Origin of the sequence: uncultured Thiodictyon sp., assembly GCA_903837595.1 — a bacterium.
Classification (GTDB): Bacteria; Pseudomonadota; Gammaproteobacteria; order Chromatiales; family Chromatiaceae; genus Thiodictyon.
Genome location: CAILVI010000292.1, coordinates 1 through 15,648 on the forward strand (window position 1 = coordinate 1; position 15,648 = coordinate 15,648).

Genomic DNA, 15,648 nt, shown 5'->3' on the forward strand with positions numbered 1-15,648 from the left:
CCCAGGTAAGTGGAGTAGACTGGAGCACTTCCCTGAGCATTGAGCTTAAAGATGAATGCATCTTCCCAACCCACCTGGTTGGGATAAATTGCGTTCTGCGTGGGGAAGTCGCTGGACGAGGTGTATCCCGTCACATAGGCGCTGCCAGCGCCGTCCACGGCGATAGCATTCCCTTCATCATCGGAGCTGCCGCCCAGGTAAGTAGAGTAAACTGGAGCACTTCCCTGAGAATTGAGCTTAAAGATGAATGCATCTCTGCTACCCCTCAGATTCGCATAAAGTGCGTTCTGCGTGGGAAAATCGCTAGAGCCGGTGAATCCCGTCACGTAGGCGCTGCCAGCACTGTCCACTGCGATAGCGCTCCCTACATCAAAGGAGCTGCCGCCCAGGTAAGTGGAGTACACTGGAGCACTTCCCTGAGCGTTGAGCTTAAAGATGAATGTATCGCCACCCCTTAGGTTCGGATAAAGTGCGTTCTGCGTGGGGAAGTCGCTGGACAAGGTGTATCCCGTCACATAGGCGCTGCCAGCGCCGTCCACGGCGATAGCCCTCCCTCTATCTACACCGCTGCCACCCAGGTAAGTAGAATAAACGAGTGCGGTCCCCTGGGGATTGAGTTTGACAATAAAAGCGTCGCAGTTGTCCCACGGATTCGCGTAGGGTGCATGCTGTGGGTAGGGCGCATTCTTGGTCGGGAAGTCGGCGCTGTCTGTTTCTCCCGTAACATAAGCGTTACCGGCGCTGTCCACGGCGATGCTCGATCCGTGCTCAAAAGTCATACTGGAGCTGCCGGCGCCACTACCGCCCAGGAAGGTCGAATAGGCGAGCACCGGATCGATGACCAACGCTCGGTCAGAGTCATAGGCCGCAATCACAAACCCTACAGCCCGCTCCCCATCCGTATCCGCCATTCCAACATCACCGCCCCGTGCCACCCCGCCGATATTCCCACGTTCCAGCAAGACATAGCGCCCCGCGACCGCCCGCTCTCGCCCCTCCACCAATTGTATGACGCGGGGCGCTTGCTGCACAATCTCCCCACCCGCCATCGCGAGCACCAGGTTCCCCTCGCCGTCGATGCGCATCCCATCGACACCCTCGAAGCTCAAGCGGATCTGACCCGGGTCGGCACCGGGGGCGACCACCAGGTCATATTCCAACTGCTGGGGGTTGCCGTAGTAGACCAGATCGATGCCGGGATAGACCTGGTCGTATTGGACCTTGGCGTAATGGGGGACGGAGCTGCGCCATTTGGCGGGGTCGTTGCCGAGGATATAGTTGCTGATGCCGCGCTGACGCTCGAGGCCCGCGATGGCCGGGGCTGGGTTGTGGGTGGCGCCCGTGAGGCGCATGCGGACCACGGCGGCCTCACTCTGGCTCCCTCGCTCCAGCCACGCTCTAGCGTCGCGTAGCGCCTCGGGCCGCCGGAGCGGCCAAGACGGCATTCCAACGATGGAGCGTTGGAACGAGAAGGGGGCGCTGGAGCCTTGGAATGAGAAGGGCGCGATGGCGCGGTGGAGAGAGAGGAGCGCGAGGGGGGCGACTTCCGGCGGGCTGGAAGCCTCCGCCACTGCCTTGCGCAGGACCAGCACCGCCTCGGTGTCGGTGAGGAAGAGGCTGTAGCCGGCACCGCGGGCGAGGTAGCGGACCTCGTCGGCGCTCTGGCCCTGGTTGGGCTCGAAGTGCATGGGCAGGCGGCCGTAGCGCTGCTGGATGCGTGCCGTGGCGGCGGGGTTGGCGGACGGTGGCGGCGGCCGGTTGGTGGCTGATTGTTCTTCCTTGTTCGGCGAGTGCTTTAAGGCTGAGGGCTTGCCATCCATGGCGCTGGATTCCGGGGTCCAGCCGGAATGACGCGACCCGAGCGCACCGGCGTCAGGCCTGCCCGGCGTGGGGGCCACGCTCTCGGCTCCGACGTCGAAGGCCGCCGCACCGGTTGCGATTGCCAGAATTAACCCGGCCAGCGTGGGCCAGGTGTGGAGCGTGCAGGATGCATCCATCAAGCCGTTCATCGACCATCCCCTTTTCGAGCATCGGGCGGCGGTGAATGCCCGTCGTGGGTCCGTGACCGCCCCTGTCGCCGCCGCTCAGTCCGGAACGCACGACCTTGATCGTCATGTCCGCACTCGCCCAAGGGTCCTGTAAGGGCTGGATAAAGCGCTACCGACCGGCCAACACTTCGACCTCCTGCGTCCTTGCGGCCGGGACGACAATCGAGACCCGACACGCATAAAGTTAAAGATAGTCGGGTCACGGGTGTTTCGCCGAATTTATCTTGGTTCGCTCCCCGTCGACGCCACTATGGATTGCACCGCTCCCGCAAGCCCCGCACCTCGAACACACTCAGACCGGTCTTCTCCGCCATCACCTGGTCGTCGGCGATCAGGTCCAGCAGACTGCGGGCAATGCGCAGCCGCTCCTGCTGTTGACCTTCTTTGCGGCCCTGGTGCATGCCCCAACCATAAGAGGATTGCACCATACTCGCCTGCTGGTGCAAATCGTCCTGATAGCGCTCATAGGCAAGCCGCTCCGCCTCCGGCAGTCGCAGGATATCCAATTGCTCCTTGGCATCTTGCAGGCCCCGTGCCCGGAAGCCATCTGGCACCTCCTCGTGCTTGAGAAAATAGATCCATTCATCCAGGCAGTCGCGGGCCACGTCGTCGAACTGGTTGACCTTGATCAGATAATATTCCGGGAACAGCGCGTGCGGCTCGTGGCGCCGATACAGGTCCTGCTGTGCCTCACTCAATCGCAGTTCATCGTGACAGTGCAGGCCGATGAAGCGGGTGGCACCGTGATAGACATAATCCTCGCCCTGACCCAGGTCGAAATACAGGATACTGACGGAGATGACCTTGACCACCTCGCCATAGGGCTGCCCCTCCTGAAGGTTTTCCACCAGGGTGCGCGCTGTGCTGTGCAGAATGCGCTGCAAGTAATCGAACTGGCGCTGGTATTGCACCTCGATCAGGATGATCTCGCCGCCGGCATTGCGCGCCTTCAAGTCCACCCGGTTCTGCTTGTCGAGGGCGGTATCCTTGTTGCTCTCACTGTCCAGGACCTCCAGGACCTGGATCTCCTCGCGCAGCAGCTCAGTCAAGAACCCTTCGAGAATTCCGAAATAGGCCTTGCTGCGCAACAGGCGCTTCATCGCCCAGTCGAAGCTGATCAGGCGGCGGGGGCGGGTCATGACGGCGATCCCGCCCGGTGAATCATGCGGCTGCCATTCTGCCGTTTTCGCTTCGCTTGTATCATGTCCTCTACCTCATCAGACCGCTCAACGCTCGAACTTATAGAATATATCCCCGCCCGGGGTGTTCCCGGTCTCGGTCTGGAGTTCAATGCTGCGGCTGAGCTCATAGCGGAGCTTGACCGCGTCTTTGGTGTCGCCGGTGCCGCTCACATATTCCATATAGAGCTTGGGTGCCACATAGGTCCCGACGGAGAGCGCCTGTCCGCCCTGGCCCGCCTCGCCGCTGGGCGCAACACCGGTCAACAGATACTTGGTGATGTCCGCCTGATTCATGCCCGGGTCACTCTCGGAGAAGAAGGCGAGCTTGGAGTTGCGCAGGGTACCGACCACCCGCACCCCGGCGCTCAGGTTACCGCTCTCGCGCTGCGCCAGGAGCAGCAGACCGGGATTGCCGATGGGGCTCCTGGCATAGACCAACCGCCCCTGGGTAATCGTGAGTGGCGCGCCCAGCTCGGTGCCCAAGTCGCTCAGCAGCGGGATCAGGTCGGTGCCCAACCCGACCCCCGGGTTGAACCTGTAGGTCCCATCCACGATCGCCAGCTGGCCGTCCCCCAGCATCTCCTGGCCCGGGGCCTGCAGGACCCGCAGGTCACCGATCAGCTGCCCGCGTACCCCGAAGGCGTCGATGGTCACGTTGTTGCCCAATTTAAGACGCAGGTCGATGTCCACCGGGAAGGGCGGCGAGCGCGGCCCGGCCTGGTCGACCAACACCACGTCCGGCGACGGCAGGATGGCCCCGGCCGGGATCTTGCGCGGCCGGATACGTGCCTCAGGGACGGCGATCTCGCCCCGCACCTGGGCGCCCTGAGGGCTCAGGTTGACGTTGATCGCGGGTGAGAGCAGGACAAAATACTCCTTGGTATCGGCCACCTTGAGCCGGTCACCCGCGATCCGCAATGCTCCGCTGAAACCGTCGGCCCCGGTGCGGGCCTCACCGGCCATGGTGAGCAGGCGTCCGCCGACGCCACCCTGACCCTGGATGGTCAGCCGCTCCAGGGTCGGCGCCGTGACCGTCAGGTCCAGGTTGGCAATCTTGGTACCGGTCAAAGGCGCCTCGGCGCCGAAACCGCGCAGGGTCCCCTGCCCCTTGACCCCGGGCCGACCCAGGGTACCGCCGAGCGCGAAATCCAGGGCCAGCGCACCGGTCACCCCGGTCAGGTCCGGGACCAGGTTGGAGACCCGCGCGAGCCCAGTGATGTTTCCATGGATCGCGCCGCCCAGGGGCTGCCCCGGACGCGCCGGGGCGTCCAGCCGCCAGCCCGGCAGGTCCACCGAACCGCCGAGCTGGCCCAGACCCTTGAGCGGCAGGTCGAGCCGCGCCCGCATCCCACTGGTGCCGGAGTCCAGCGTCAGACGCGTCCGCGAGAAGTCCAGCTCCTCTGACCGGCCACCCGCCACCACCAGCCGCAAGAGCCCCTGCGGGACCTCCGCCACGAGGCTGCCGGTCAAGACCGGTCCCTTGGCCGCAAAGCCCCCCTTGACCCGGGCGGCACCCTGCGCGGTCATAGTCTGCGGCAGCAGCCCCTGGATCAGCTCGGCCCCCAGGGGGGCCAGGTCGATGTTCGCCGACCACTGACCGATGTCCGTCTGCTCAAACCCGACACAGCCACCGGAACCCTGGGCGTCGCGCAAACACAATGGGCCCGCCGCCACCTTGGGTCCGGCCAGGCGCAGCGGCATGGGCCTCTGCAAACGCCAGTTGCCGTAGCCCTGACTGTCCAGGTCCAACCGGCTCAGGGTCCCCTGGTACGCGCTCAGGGGGGCAGTCGTCGCGAGCCCACCCGCTGCCTCCAGCCGGACCGTCAGTGGCTCACCGATGGCCGCGAGGCTCAGACGATGGCGCGGCAGACTCCCATCCCCACGCACCTGGAGCGTCTCCCAACGCAGCCCCCCGACCGCGAGCCCCCGACCGTCCAATTGGATGCGCAAGGGTGCCGCGGGGCCGAGCCCCAGGTTCAGCGAGCCGCTCAAGCCCGCGATCCCCTGGCCGTTGAACTCCGCATCCCGGGCGTTGAGCTCCAGGCCGAGCGTCGGCGCCTTGGCCTCCCCTTGCACCTGGCCCTTGGCCTGGAAGCTCCCTTTGGCCCCCGGCAGCAGACTCGCGAGATCCGGCGAGGCGAGGTCGAAGCGCAGGTCCAGGGTCTGCGCGATCACACCATCCACCCGCGCGGTGCTGGGACCCGAAGACGCGGTCAGCCCCTCGACGCGGATCGTCCCTTCCGCCATCCGCAGCCTACCCGCGGCGGAGATGGGATAGCCGCGCAGGGTCCCCTGCAACCCCTCGATCGCCGCGGTCAGATTCGGTCCCTTGGCTTCCAAGGTGCCGCTGCTCGTGAGTCGCCCGTCGATGCGCCCCGGCCACGCGGGGGCATAGGACCCGGGGTCGATGCCGGTCGCTGTCAGGTCCGCCTCCCATGTCACCCCCGGGGCCCAGGTGGCGCGGCCGCGCCCCTCGATTCGGCCCTTGAGGATGTCCAGGCGCAACGACTGGACCTCGGTCCCCTTTGCATCGCCCTTGCCGCCCACCGCCAGGCGCGCCGGGGGCAGCCCGGGCCCCTGAGAGCTCAGCATCAGGTCATAGCCGAACCCGGCTGGAGCGCCCTTGGTGGCCAGGGTGAGAAAGATCCGATCGGCAACGCCGGGCGCGAGCTTGACCGGGTTCAGGTCCTGGCCCCGTACCTTGAAGTCCCAGGCCAGGTCCGGCGCCCAGGTGAGTGCCCCAGACGCATCGACACTGCCGTCCAGAGTGACGAGTTTAAGGGCCGCGATCCGCGTCCCCTTGGCGTCCCCTTGGCCCTTCAGCGTCAGGTCAACCGTCGGAAAGGCGGGGCCCGCAACCCCCCAGGCGAGGCTGTAGTCATAGGCATCGAAGGTACCTGAGGCGTCAAACCGCCCCTGGGGCGCCGTAGCGAGCAGGTCGCCGGTAAGCGGCCAGCGCAGCCGCTCCCAGTCGCCCGCCATGTTGAAGGTCCCCGGGCTGGCCTTGAGGTCCAGCCCACCCTTGGCGTTGAACCGCGCCCCTGAGACCGATTCAGTCAAGGTCAGGGTACGCAAATCGAGCCGCTGGTCCTGCCACCCGGCATCCAGGGCCACCTGGAGATGGCCGAAATCCGCGCGGTTCGGGGCCGTGCCGTCCAGGTTGCCGGTGAGGGTGGACGCGTTGAGATCTCCATGGGTCTCGAGCCGGCCGCGCACCGCCATCTGCGGGGCGTCCGCCTGGAAATCGGGCACGCGGACCTCATTGATCTGCACCACGGCGTCCCAGCGCGGGCGCCCCAGCACGTCATCCAGATGGGCCTCCAACCCGAGTTCGACCGAGCCGGTCAGGTCGGACGCGACAGTCAGCCGGGCCAGATCCCCTTTGAGGTACCCAACGCCGTGGATCTTAACCTTCGGCAGCTGCGTCAGGTTCCAGTCCAGCTTCAGGTCCAGCGGATACTTGTCAGCCAGTTGCGCCTGACCCGCAACCTTGGCCGTCAGCCGGGATTCCGGCAGGACCAGCTCCAGCGCGGCCAGATCCAGTTCGCTGCCCGTCAGCCGCGCCGCCAGGGTGCCCCGTTCCAGCACGAAGAGGGGCTGCGCGGCCCCGCGTTGCAGGACCCGCAGGTTCTCCACCACGGCCTCCCCGACCTCGACCTCCAGGGGCAGCACGATCTGTGGCAAGGTGATGAGGGTGAACTCGGCGGCCTCGCTGGGGGTTGTCACCACCTCGATATCGCTGGCCGCGATCCGGGCGATACGCAGCGTGCCGGTGACGGCCGCCAGTGGCGACCAGTCGAGATCCACGCGGCCCAGGTGCAGGTCCAGGTCGACCAACTTGATCGCCACGGACTCCAGGTGCAGCCGCCCCAGGACCCGCCCATCCGCCTGGCCCACTTGGAGCACGCCAGGGGCCAATTCGGCCGCCAGCGTGAGCGCCGTGCGCAGGCCGGTCTGGGTGCCGAGCAGAAACCCCAGCAGGACGAACACCAGCAGCAGCGCTTTGAGCGCGGTCAGGCCCAGCAGGCGCAGGACACGGACGACTGGATGGCGGCGGCGCCGACCGGGCGGGGCGGTGGTTTCGGCCGCGGCCGCTTCAGGCGACGGCGAGGCTGAGTCGACGGGTTCCTCAGTGTCCTGGGTCATCGGTGGCGCCGTGGTCAGTCATAAAGAGTCAGTTGCGGTGGATGAACGCAGAAGGGCCGGTCGATAAGCCGCGACCCCCTGTCAGAAGAAAGGATAACCGATGAAAGTCCCCGTGGGAGCGGCTTTAACCGCGACGAGGCACGCCAGCTTGCGAGGTCGCGTCGCGGCTAAAGCCGCTCCCACCGGGTCCCGGCCTGACTTTCACGGTAAGCCTCGACCGCTTGCCACAGCCCCACCTCGGGACTACCCTGCCAGGGTATCAGACATTGAGCTATCCACTCCTGCAAGGGCCGGCCATTGCGCGAATAACTTTATTTCACAAGCCGCTACGGAGAGATATCCTTGCTCACCAACCCCACCCACCATGGACACCCCTACCCCTTTTTCACCGTCGAGCCGGCCTTTTCACCGGCCGACTGCGCCCACCTGGAGGGCGTCTTCGCCCAGGACCTGCCCTGGCTGGCGCACGGCGGCTCGTTCTACGAGGTCCGCAATTGCGACGCGACCGACCGGTTGGCCCCGGCCTTTCTCGCCGCGCTTGCCGAGCGCATGCGCACCCTGACCGGCCAGCCGCTTACCGCGCGGGTTGCAGCCACCGCGCAGATCATGGCACCCGGCGCGCAGATCGGGGTCCACACCGATCGGCCATTGGTGGGATGGGAGACTGCCCGCCTTGTGATGCAATTCAGCCGCCAGTGGCAGCCAGCGGACGGCGGCGTCCTGCAGGCGCATGATGACGAGGCCGGCAGCCGGGTCTGTGCCAGTGCGCCCCCGCGGTTCAACAGCGCATTCGGCTTCGTCATGCACCAGGGCTCCTATCACTCGGTGACTGAAACGACGCGGCTTAGGCAGACCTTCGTATTCAACTTTTGGCATATGGGAAATACCGCGGAACTGGCCGTCGCGGTGCAGACCCTGTTCGCACACAGACAGTTCGGCGAACTCACACGGCTCCTGGACGCGGACCGCAGCACAGCCGAAGGATCACTCCCGGAAGAACAGACCTACCGGGCACTGATCGTCGCCACCGCACTCCAGCGCTGGGGCCTGCCGGACCCTGTCATCCGCGATGGCTACCGTGCTGCTACCGGTCTCGCTGCACCACCGCCGACGGACTGCGCCGCCGGGGTTGCCATCGCCTTGGCCCAATGGGCCGCACAACTCTATGTCGAGGACTTTGATGTGGCACAGTGGCAACGGTTGAGCCTCGCCATGGCGCCGCTGCAACAAACCGATCAGTCGCCGCTGGCGGTCTTTAGCCGAGTAGCCTTCCTTCCGCTCTAGCAGGGCTTTGCGGCTCGTCTTGCGAGTCCCCGAAGCCCCGATGACTATGCCTTCAGGGACACCACCATGACTACGACAAAGCACACTGCGTAGATCCACGGCAGCGCAATCAGCCCGGTCACGACCTGGCTCGCGCCATAGCCATTCGCGAGCCAGGCGCCGACCCCCGAGACCACGAACGTGACTGGAATGAGGAGGGCGGCAATCAGCAGCGCCCCCACCCAGGGGACCTTCATATTGGCGATGCTGATGATACTCCCGGCGGCGAAGAACAACCCCAGGATGGCGCCTATACTACAGACGATACTATTGATGATGATGGCAAACGGCATCCCAGTACCTCGAATCAGTGGATGGGTAGGGGCCGATGCCTATTTCTTGGCATCCTCTTCGTCTTCATCCTCGTCATCCTCGTGATCCTCGTCATCGTCTTCCTCCTCTTCTTCCTCTTCTTCCTCATTGTCCGCGGCCTCTCCATCCTCCGCGGGGGCCTGCCAGCGCTCGATGAGTGCGTCGATGAATTCACGCTCCCCGGTCTCGATGCCATCGGCCGCGGCGGCCTCCTCAATCTGGTTGGTGATACTGGCCAGGACGTCGTAATCGAACCATTCCCAGAGTAGATCCATCGACTCCTCCAGCAGAGCCTCATCACCAAGCAAGCGCCGCGCCTGCTTGAGGATGCCGGCCGCATTGCGGTTGCCTCCGGTCACCTCGATCACGGGCTCCAGGTATTGCTTGACGACGTCCAGTTCTTCGTCGCTCACCTCACCGTCGGCGCCAACGGCGGTCAGAAATATCAGCGCGAGGCGCTGCTCGAACGGGCATGCGCCCATCGCTGCGAGGAAATTCCCGTAGCTATCCTCATCCATCGCCGCGAGCGCGTGCGAGGCCTCTTCGAGTACGGACTCAACATCGTCGCTCCAGGACTCCTCGTCCCGCGGCAACTCATCGATCCGCTCGATGATCCAGCAGTCACCATCGTTATACTCCGGGCTCATCAGGTAACGATAGGGAATATAGCAATAGCCCTGATCGCCCCAGGCCGTACCCCAGGAATTGCGCACGATGAAGACCTCATCGGGATCGGAGTACCCCACGCAGAGCATCGCATGGCCCGCGTGGGTCCCCCGCGCGGCCTCTGCTCCGGATGGCGTGGGGACCAGGCCGGGCTTGCGGTGCTTGTCGAATGAATCGAAGAGCTCGAGCCCGAAAATGATCGGATTCCCGGCGGCCAAGGCCGTCTTCCAAGCCGCGAGTTCGACCGGAACCAGCTTGGCGTTTTCGACCATGAAGCAGGCGCCTTCGTCATAGGCTCCCGGTTCAGGTTCGGCATTGACCGACGCCTCATCGAAGGTCCAGGTCTTCTCAGTACAGGCCCCGTATTGCTTGAGGCCCTCGATCACGTTCGAGATGGTCGCGCCTTCATCTGCGATCTGGTCCGGGTCGTCAACATAGCGGGCGTTGTAATAGATATAGAGCCGGCTGACGTCCTGATTAACGCCCTGGTGGCGCTTGAACAAATACTCGAAGGCACCGGCCGTCGCGTTGGCGGTACAACTGTTGGTCTGGCCCTGATCCTCGATGCTGGTCATCTGGGGGCGCAGGTCGACCTTGGCCGGCAGCTTGTTGAGCCCGGCGCTCGCCTTGTCGTAGGTCTGGGTACCGTCCTTGGGTTGGGAGCGTTGGTAACCGATGACGCTACGAACGACGCCATCGGCCGCCACCAGCTTGAACATTTCGGACAAAATTCCCATCGTGACAGGTCTCTTATAAGCGAAAAAGGATTGGTCTTGGTCGGCACTTTCCGGCTGCGGCCCGGCCGCGCTAGCGGGAGTCGGTTCGCACGGCGGGCGCTTGGCCAGGCGGGATTGCCGGAGCGCCAGGGTAGGATACTGCATGCGCACCCCGAGCGGGAGCAAGAGCACGGCGACAACCCCGCCCCGCCCGCACCATTTGCCGCCACGCGGCCATTTAGGCTAGGCTAATCGCCTACGCACCACTGTCGACGGGGTTAGGCGCCATGCCAGGTACGCCGGCCCAAGTTTCCAAGGAGCCAGCGACCCCATGCATACCCCAGGTTCAAAGATCCTCTTCGCGGGCACGATTTTCTCCAGTTCATTCCTGCTGTTCCTGGTCCAGCCCCTGATCGCCAAGCAGATCCTGCCGTGGTTCGGCGGCTCGGCGGCGGTGTGGTCGGTCTGCATGGTCTTCTTCCAGGTGACGCTGCTCGCCGGCTACGCCTACGCGGACTGGCTGTCGCGCCGCCTGCCACCGCGCCGTCAGGTGCAGGTCCATGTGGCACTGCTCGCGGCGAGCCTCGCCATGCTGCCGATCCTGGCGGGCCCCCAATGGAAGCCCACGGGTGAGGCGGACCCGACACTGTGGATCCTGGGCCTGCTGATCGCCACCATCGGACTGCCCTACTTCATGCTGTCGACCACCGGCCCGCTGCTCCAGTCCTGGGTCGCGCGCAGCGTGATCGGCATCCACGTCTACCGCTATTTCTCGCTCTCCAACCTGGCCTCGCTGCTGGCCCTGATGAGCTACCCCTTCCTGATCGAGCCGCACGCGCGGCTCGTCACCCAGGCCTACGTCTGGTCCGGTGTCTTTGTCCTGTTCGCCCTGTCCTGCGCCGGCTCGGCCTGGTACTTCCTGCAGCACACGCACCGGCTGCCGCCCGCGGCCCATGCCGTATCCCATGAGCCCGAGGGCGATTGGGACCCGCAGACCCGCGACTACCTGCTGTGGCTCGGTCTCTCGGCCATGGGCTCCTGGCTGCTGGTGGCCATCACCAACCACATCACCCAAAACGTGGCGGCGATCCCCTTCCTGTGGCTGCTGCCGCTGTCCATTTATCTCTTGACCTTCGTGCTCTGTTTCGAGAGCGACCGCTGGTACCGGCGCGCGGCTTTCCTGCCGGTGACCGCGGTCCTGCTGCTGGTCTGTGCCTACGGGCTCCAGGACAGCGCCATCGGGGTCAACATTAAGGTCGCCATCCCGCTCTATGCGGTGGGCCTGTTCTTCTTCTGCATGTTCCTGCATGGGGAGCTGGCGCGTCGGCGCCCCGGGCCTCGCTACCTGACCCGTTTCTATCTCATGTTGTCACTGGGCGGCGCGCTCGGCGGCATCACGGTCGGTCTGATCGCCCCGCGCATCCTGCCGGCCTACTATGAACTGGGTATCGGACTCATCATCACCGCCCTATTGGCGATGGCCGTCCTGCGCCCGTCCCCGAACGCCAGGCGGCCGGTCGGCGCCTTGGGCAGCGCCACGGCCGCCGTCCTGGCGGTCCTGTGCGGCTACTTCCTCTATGTCCAGGTGGCGGACGACCTGGCGGACACCCGCCGCCTCACGCGCAACTTCTACGGCAACCTACAGAGCGTGGACGTCCATCGCAAAGACGCGCGCGACGATGTGCGTCAGCTCTATCACGGCTCCATCAAACACGGTGAGCAGTTCCTGGCCCCCGACCGCCATCTGCTGCCGACGACCTACTATGGCCCCACCTCCGGGATCGGACGGGCCATCGCCGGCACCGCGGGCAAGCGGGTGGGTCTGATCGGGCTCGGGGCCGGTACCCTCGCCGTCTACGGGCGGCCGGGCGATGTCTACCGCTTCTACGAGATCAATCCGCAGGTGCTGGAGCTCGCGCGCAGCGAGTTCAGCTTCATGAACGAGAGCAAGGCGCAGATCGAGACGGCCTTAGGCGACGCGCGCCTCACCCTGGAACGTGAGGCGCCCCAGGGGTTCGACGTGCTGGCAGTCGACGCCTTCTCCGGAGACTCGGTCCCGGTCCACCTGATCACGGCACAGGCGATGGATCTGTATCTGCGCCACCTCAACGCTGACGGCATCATCGCCTTCCACGTCACCAACCGCTTCCTGTGGCTGCCGCCCGTGGTCCAGGAAATTGCCCGCACCAAGGGACTCTCCACGGCACTGATTCGCGACGACCCGGACGGCCCCGGCCTGCGGCGCACCGACTGGATACTGGTGGCCCGCAACCCGCAGGTGCTGGAGCGCACGGGCATCCGGGCGGCGGCGACGCCCGTCGCGCCCATCCCCGGGCTCACGGCCTGGACGGATGACTTCAACAACCTGTTCCAGATACTAAAATAGGCTCAGGGCGCCGGTTCCGCGGGCGCGGCCGGCGGCTCCGGCCGCTCTGCGAGCCAGACCACGAACAGTTTGTAACCCAGCACCAGCACCACTGAACCGACGAACAGCCCGATGATGCCGGAACTGAGGAAACCGCCGATGGCCCCGACAAAGATCACGGCCATCGGCACCTCCACTCCACGGCCGAGTAGGATGGGTTTGAGGATATTGTCGATGGTGCCCACAAACAGGGTCCAGATCAGGAAAACCACAAAGGTCAGGGTGCTGCTGTGGAAAAAGACGTAGATCAGGATGGGCAGCGCAACGGGAAGAATGCCAATCTGCACTACGCTCAATAGCAATGCCAACAGCGCCCAAAGCCCCGCCAGCGGGACCCCGACCGCCAGCCAGCCCAGGCCCGCCAGGACCGCCTGGATCAGGGCCACGCCCAGGATGCCGCGGGTGACGCTGCGCACGGTCGCCGTCGCCAGTTCGGCGAACTCTACCCCCCGCGCCCCGGCGAGGCGCCGGGCAATGGTCTGGGTTGACCGTTTCGCGGCACCCTCATGCGCGAGCAGCACCCCGGCAATGGCGATGGCAAAGATGAATTGCAGGATCCCCATCCCCGCCCCGGCTGCCATCCCACCCAGCCAGCGCAGGGCCATCTTGATCTCCGGCAGCGCTCGTTGCAGGACATCGGCCAGATTGTGCGAGGCCTCCCGCCAGAAGCTGTCAACGGCCCCACCCACCAGGGGCAGACCCGCCACCCAATCCGGCGGCAACGGGACCTGGAGTTCGCCCTCCCGATAGTCCACCATCAGGATGTGGATACCATCCACCACGGACCCGCTGAGCAGTACCGCCGGTACGATCAGGGTCGCGAACGCCACCAGGGACAACAGGATCGCGGCCAGCGCGGGCCGATCGCCCAGGACGGCGTGCAGACGCCCATGGATCGGGTGCAGGCCGATGGCGATGATCAGGCCCCACACGGAGGGCACGATGAAGGGCCGCACGATATCGAAGCACCAGGCGGCCAGGATGGCGATCAGGACGATGCGGATAAAGGTCTCGATCGCCCGGTCCATGAACTGCCGGTCGGCTGGGGTTTCTGGCGACATGGCGGTGGGTCCTCGTGGTTTCAGCCGGTGTCAGGGGGCCTAATGTTAACCCTAAAGCTATGGATCAGAGACCGACAGTCACCCTAAAAAAAGCAGTTGTTGCCCGCCGCAGGCCGTTCATCTCGCTCCCACGCCCTGCGTGGGAGTGCAACCTTGGCCGCTCCAGCGGCCCGATTGGCCACGGAGCGTCGGGACTTGCTCCCGCGCTGGATCGTGGCAGCCAGACAACGAATGCTGTTGCGGTTCCTTCGTCGCCCCTACGGGCTGCATCGGCCCAAAGGCGTCAGATTGAGCCACGCAAGCCCCTATCTGAGGACACGAAGGCCGGCGGCCGACTCAGGAGCAAGCGGCTTGTCCCGGCAGGCCAATTTTCGACTCAGGCAGGACAACGCTTACCTTGAGATTCTCCATGACCGCGGGCCTGACATAAACAGAACACTCGGCAATCTTCCTTGCCGTTCGACCGAACCCCAGGCGTTTGAAAGATATCCTGTTGCATTGATCGTTGAGTACCACATCCACCTCCATGGGCATGACTCCACCCGGATGACCAAATACGAAGGTCGGCCCAACGTCCCTATCGCGAAGCAGATCATTTGCTATGGTTCCCGGCACCGCTGCCGCTGCGGCAAAACAACAGGAGCCGGTGCCCATGAAAGTCGGATGCATGCCTCGCGCAACCACCAGTTTCCCGATCAATGCACATTGCTCTCTCCCGATCACCGTACCGTCCGACGCGGTATAAGTCTCGGGTCCGGTCACCATGCAAACCGGCGGCAAGAACCATTCCCTGGCGTCCTGCCAGCGATCAACCAGCCCGGCCAACATGGCCGCTTTGCCGCGGATCTCGGCGCAACGATCGAACAGCGCGTGCCTGGCATTGAGTTCATTAAGCGTTTCCTGTCCGCTGCAGCCGACAGCGCTCGCATGAACATAAACGACAATATTGGATACGTCGCAAATGGTCACGAAAACCTCAGTGCCGTCTTCCATGACGACACGGTCCTTGACCCTGCCGGTAGGAAACATCTTTCCTGTTGCAGCTCCCACTGTGTCCCGGAAGTCCATGAATATCTTGGAACCGCTACCCGGAATCCCGGATATGACATAATCGCCGGCCACCAAGGCCTGGTTGTTCTTTATGGTCAATTCCGCATAGAGCAGCTTCTGGGTGTTCGTATTCCAGATCCGTACTTCGTGTTGCCCATCCGGCAGGGTCATCAGCCCTCTGTCGAGCGCAAACAGGGGAACCCCGGCTGAGACATTACCGCAATTGGAATTATAGTCGAGCGTGTCGGTCAGCGGCTCCACCTGAACAAAGGTGTAGTCGATATCCGCATCGCCGCGCCGTGACCGGCCCACAATTGCGACCTTTGAATTCCAGAACTGCCCGCCACCCAAACCGTCCACTTCAAGCGGGTCGGGCTTACCCATGACGGCTGCCAAGAACTGCTCCTGGCCATGCCCCATCTCCGGGATTTCATCAGCCAAAAAGAATAAGCCCCGGCTGGTGCCTCCTCTGATGATCGTCACCGGAAAAATCATCTGCTCATTGTTCGTGTCGAATCTGCTCATCGGTGGTGAACCTCTTTCGGTCTACTTCCAGCGATCATCTCGTTCCCATGCTCTGCGCTCAACCTTATACATAAGTGGTTCTGATCCAAGCACGAACTCCTCGCGGCGCCTAAGATGGCAGGATCACCAACCCACCGGAGGGGAGCATGAACAACTGGGCACGCGAAGAAGTGGCGACGGCAGACCTGGGCGATC

9 protein-coding genes are annotated in these 15,648 nt (G+C 64.4%); 2 read left to right on the forward strand and 7 right to left on the reverse strand.

Translation table 11 applies throughout. The features are described 5' to 3' along the window. The 3 genes from QZY44_RS16210 to QZY44_RS16220 all read right to left on the reverse strand — a co-directional run. Positions 1-2,009 (reverse strand): SBBP repeat-containing protein (locus QZY44_RS16210; protein WP_295448277.1); only part of this gene is annotated, 2,009 nt, incomplete at its 3' end. 287 nt (positions 2,010-2,296) lie between these two features. Next, positions 2,297-3,187, reverse strand: coding sequence for an Rpn family recombination-promoting nuclease/putative transposase (locus QZY44_RS16215; RefSeq protein WP_295448279.1), 891 nt, complete (start codon positions 3,185-3,187; stop codon positions 2,297-2,299). 87 nt (positions 3,188-3,274) lie between these two features. Next, positions 3,275-7,375, reverse strand: a complete 4,101-nt coding sequence (locus tag QZY44_RS16220) for a translocation/assembly module TamB domain-containing protein (RefSeq protein WP_295448281.1) — start codon at positions 7,373-7,375, stop codon at positions 3,275-3,277. A gap of 342 nt (positions 7,376-7,717) precedes the next feature. Between QZY44_RS16220 and QZY44_RS16225 the strand changes: the two genes are divergently transcribed. Then, a complete protein-coding gene (locus QZY44_RS16225) occupies positions 7,718-8,659 on the forward strand; it encodes a 2OG-Fe(II) oxygenase family protein (RefSeq protein WP_295448284.1) in 942 nt (313 codons plus the stop codon). Positions 8,660-8,703: 44 nt separating this feature from the next. On the opposite strand, the gene QZY44_RS16230 is transcribed toward QZY44_RS16225, so the two are convergent. Together QZY44_RS16230 and QZY44_RS16235 are read right to left on the reverse strand one after the other, a co-directional pair. Continuing rightward, the gene (locus tag QZY44_RS16230; RefSeq protein ID WP_295448287.1) at positions 8,704-8,991 is read right to left on the reverse strand and encodes a hypothetical protein; all 288 of its coding nucleotides are present in this window, start codon (positions 8,989-8,991) and stop codon (positions 8,704-8,706) included. Positions 8,992-9,030: 39 nt separating this feature from the next. Beyond that, complete coding sequence (locus QZY44_RS16235) at positions 9,031-10,413, reverse strand: C1 family peptidase (protein ID WP_295448290.1); 1,383 nt, start codon at positions 10,411-10,413, stop codon at positions 9,031-9,033. A 310-nt stretch (positions 10,414-10,723) separates the two neighbouring features. On the opposite strand from QZY44_RS16235, the gene QZY44_RS16240 reads away from it, so the two are divergent. Continuing rightward, positions 10,724-12,778 carry a fused MFS/spermidine synthase gene (locus QZY44_RS16240; RefSeq protein WP_295448291.1) on the forward strand — a complete coding sequence of 685 codons (2,055 nt, stop codon included), beginning with the start codon at positions 10,724-10,726 and terminating at the stop codon, positions 12,776-12,778. 2 nt (positions 12,779-12,780) lie between these two features. On the opposite strand, the gene QZY44_RS16245 is transcribed toward QZY44_RS16240, so the two are convergent. Together QZY44_RS16245 and QZY44_RS16250 are read right to left on the reverse strand one after the other, a co-directional pair. Next, positions 12,781-13,878: an AI-2E family transporter gene (locus QZY44_RS16245; RefSeq protein ID WP_295448293.1), complete on the reverse strand. Its 1,098-nt coding sequence runs from the start codon at positions 13,876-13,878 to the stop codon at positions 12,781-12,783. A 336-nt stretch (positions 13,879-14,214) separates the two neighbouring features. After that, a complete protein-coding gene (locus tag QZY44_RS16250) occupies positions 14,215-15,453 on the reverse strand; it encodes a PrpF domain-containing protein (protein ID WP_295448295.1) in 1,239 nt (412 codons plus the stop codon). Between the last annotated feature and the right edge of the window lie 195 nt (positions 15,454-15,648).

Coding starts and splice junctions, on each gene's coding strand:
- QZY44_RS16250 (WP_295448295.1), bottom strand. CDS start 15,453: ATGAGCAGATTCGACACGAACAATGAGCAGATGATTTTTCCGGTGACG.
- QZY44_RS16230 (WP_295448287.1), bottom strand. CDS start 8,991: ATGCCGTTTGCCATCATCATCAATAGTATCGTCTGTAGTATAGGCGCC.
- QZY44_RS16245 (WP_295448293.1), bottom strand. CDS start 13,878: ATGTCGCCAGAAACCCCAGCCGACCGGCAGTTCATGGACCGGGCGATC.
- QZY44_RS16240 (WP_295448291.1), top strand. CDS start 10,724: ATGCATACCCCAGGTTCAAAGATCCTCTTCGCGGGCACGATTTTCTCC.
- QZY44_RS16235 (WP_295448290.1), bottom strand. CDS start 10,413: ATGGGAATTTTGTCCGAAATGTTCAAGCTGGTGGCGGCCGATGGCGTC.
- QZY44_RS16215 (WP_295448279.1), bottom strand. CDS start 3,187: ATGACCCGCCCCCGCCGCCTGATCAGCTTCGACTGGGCGATGAAGCGC.
- QZY44_RS16220 (WP_295448281.1), bottom strand. CDS start 7,375: ATGACCCAGGACACTGAGGAACCCGTCGACTCAGCCTCGCCGTCGCCT.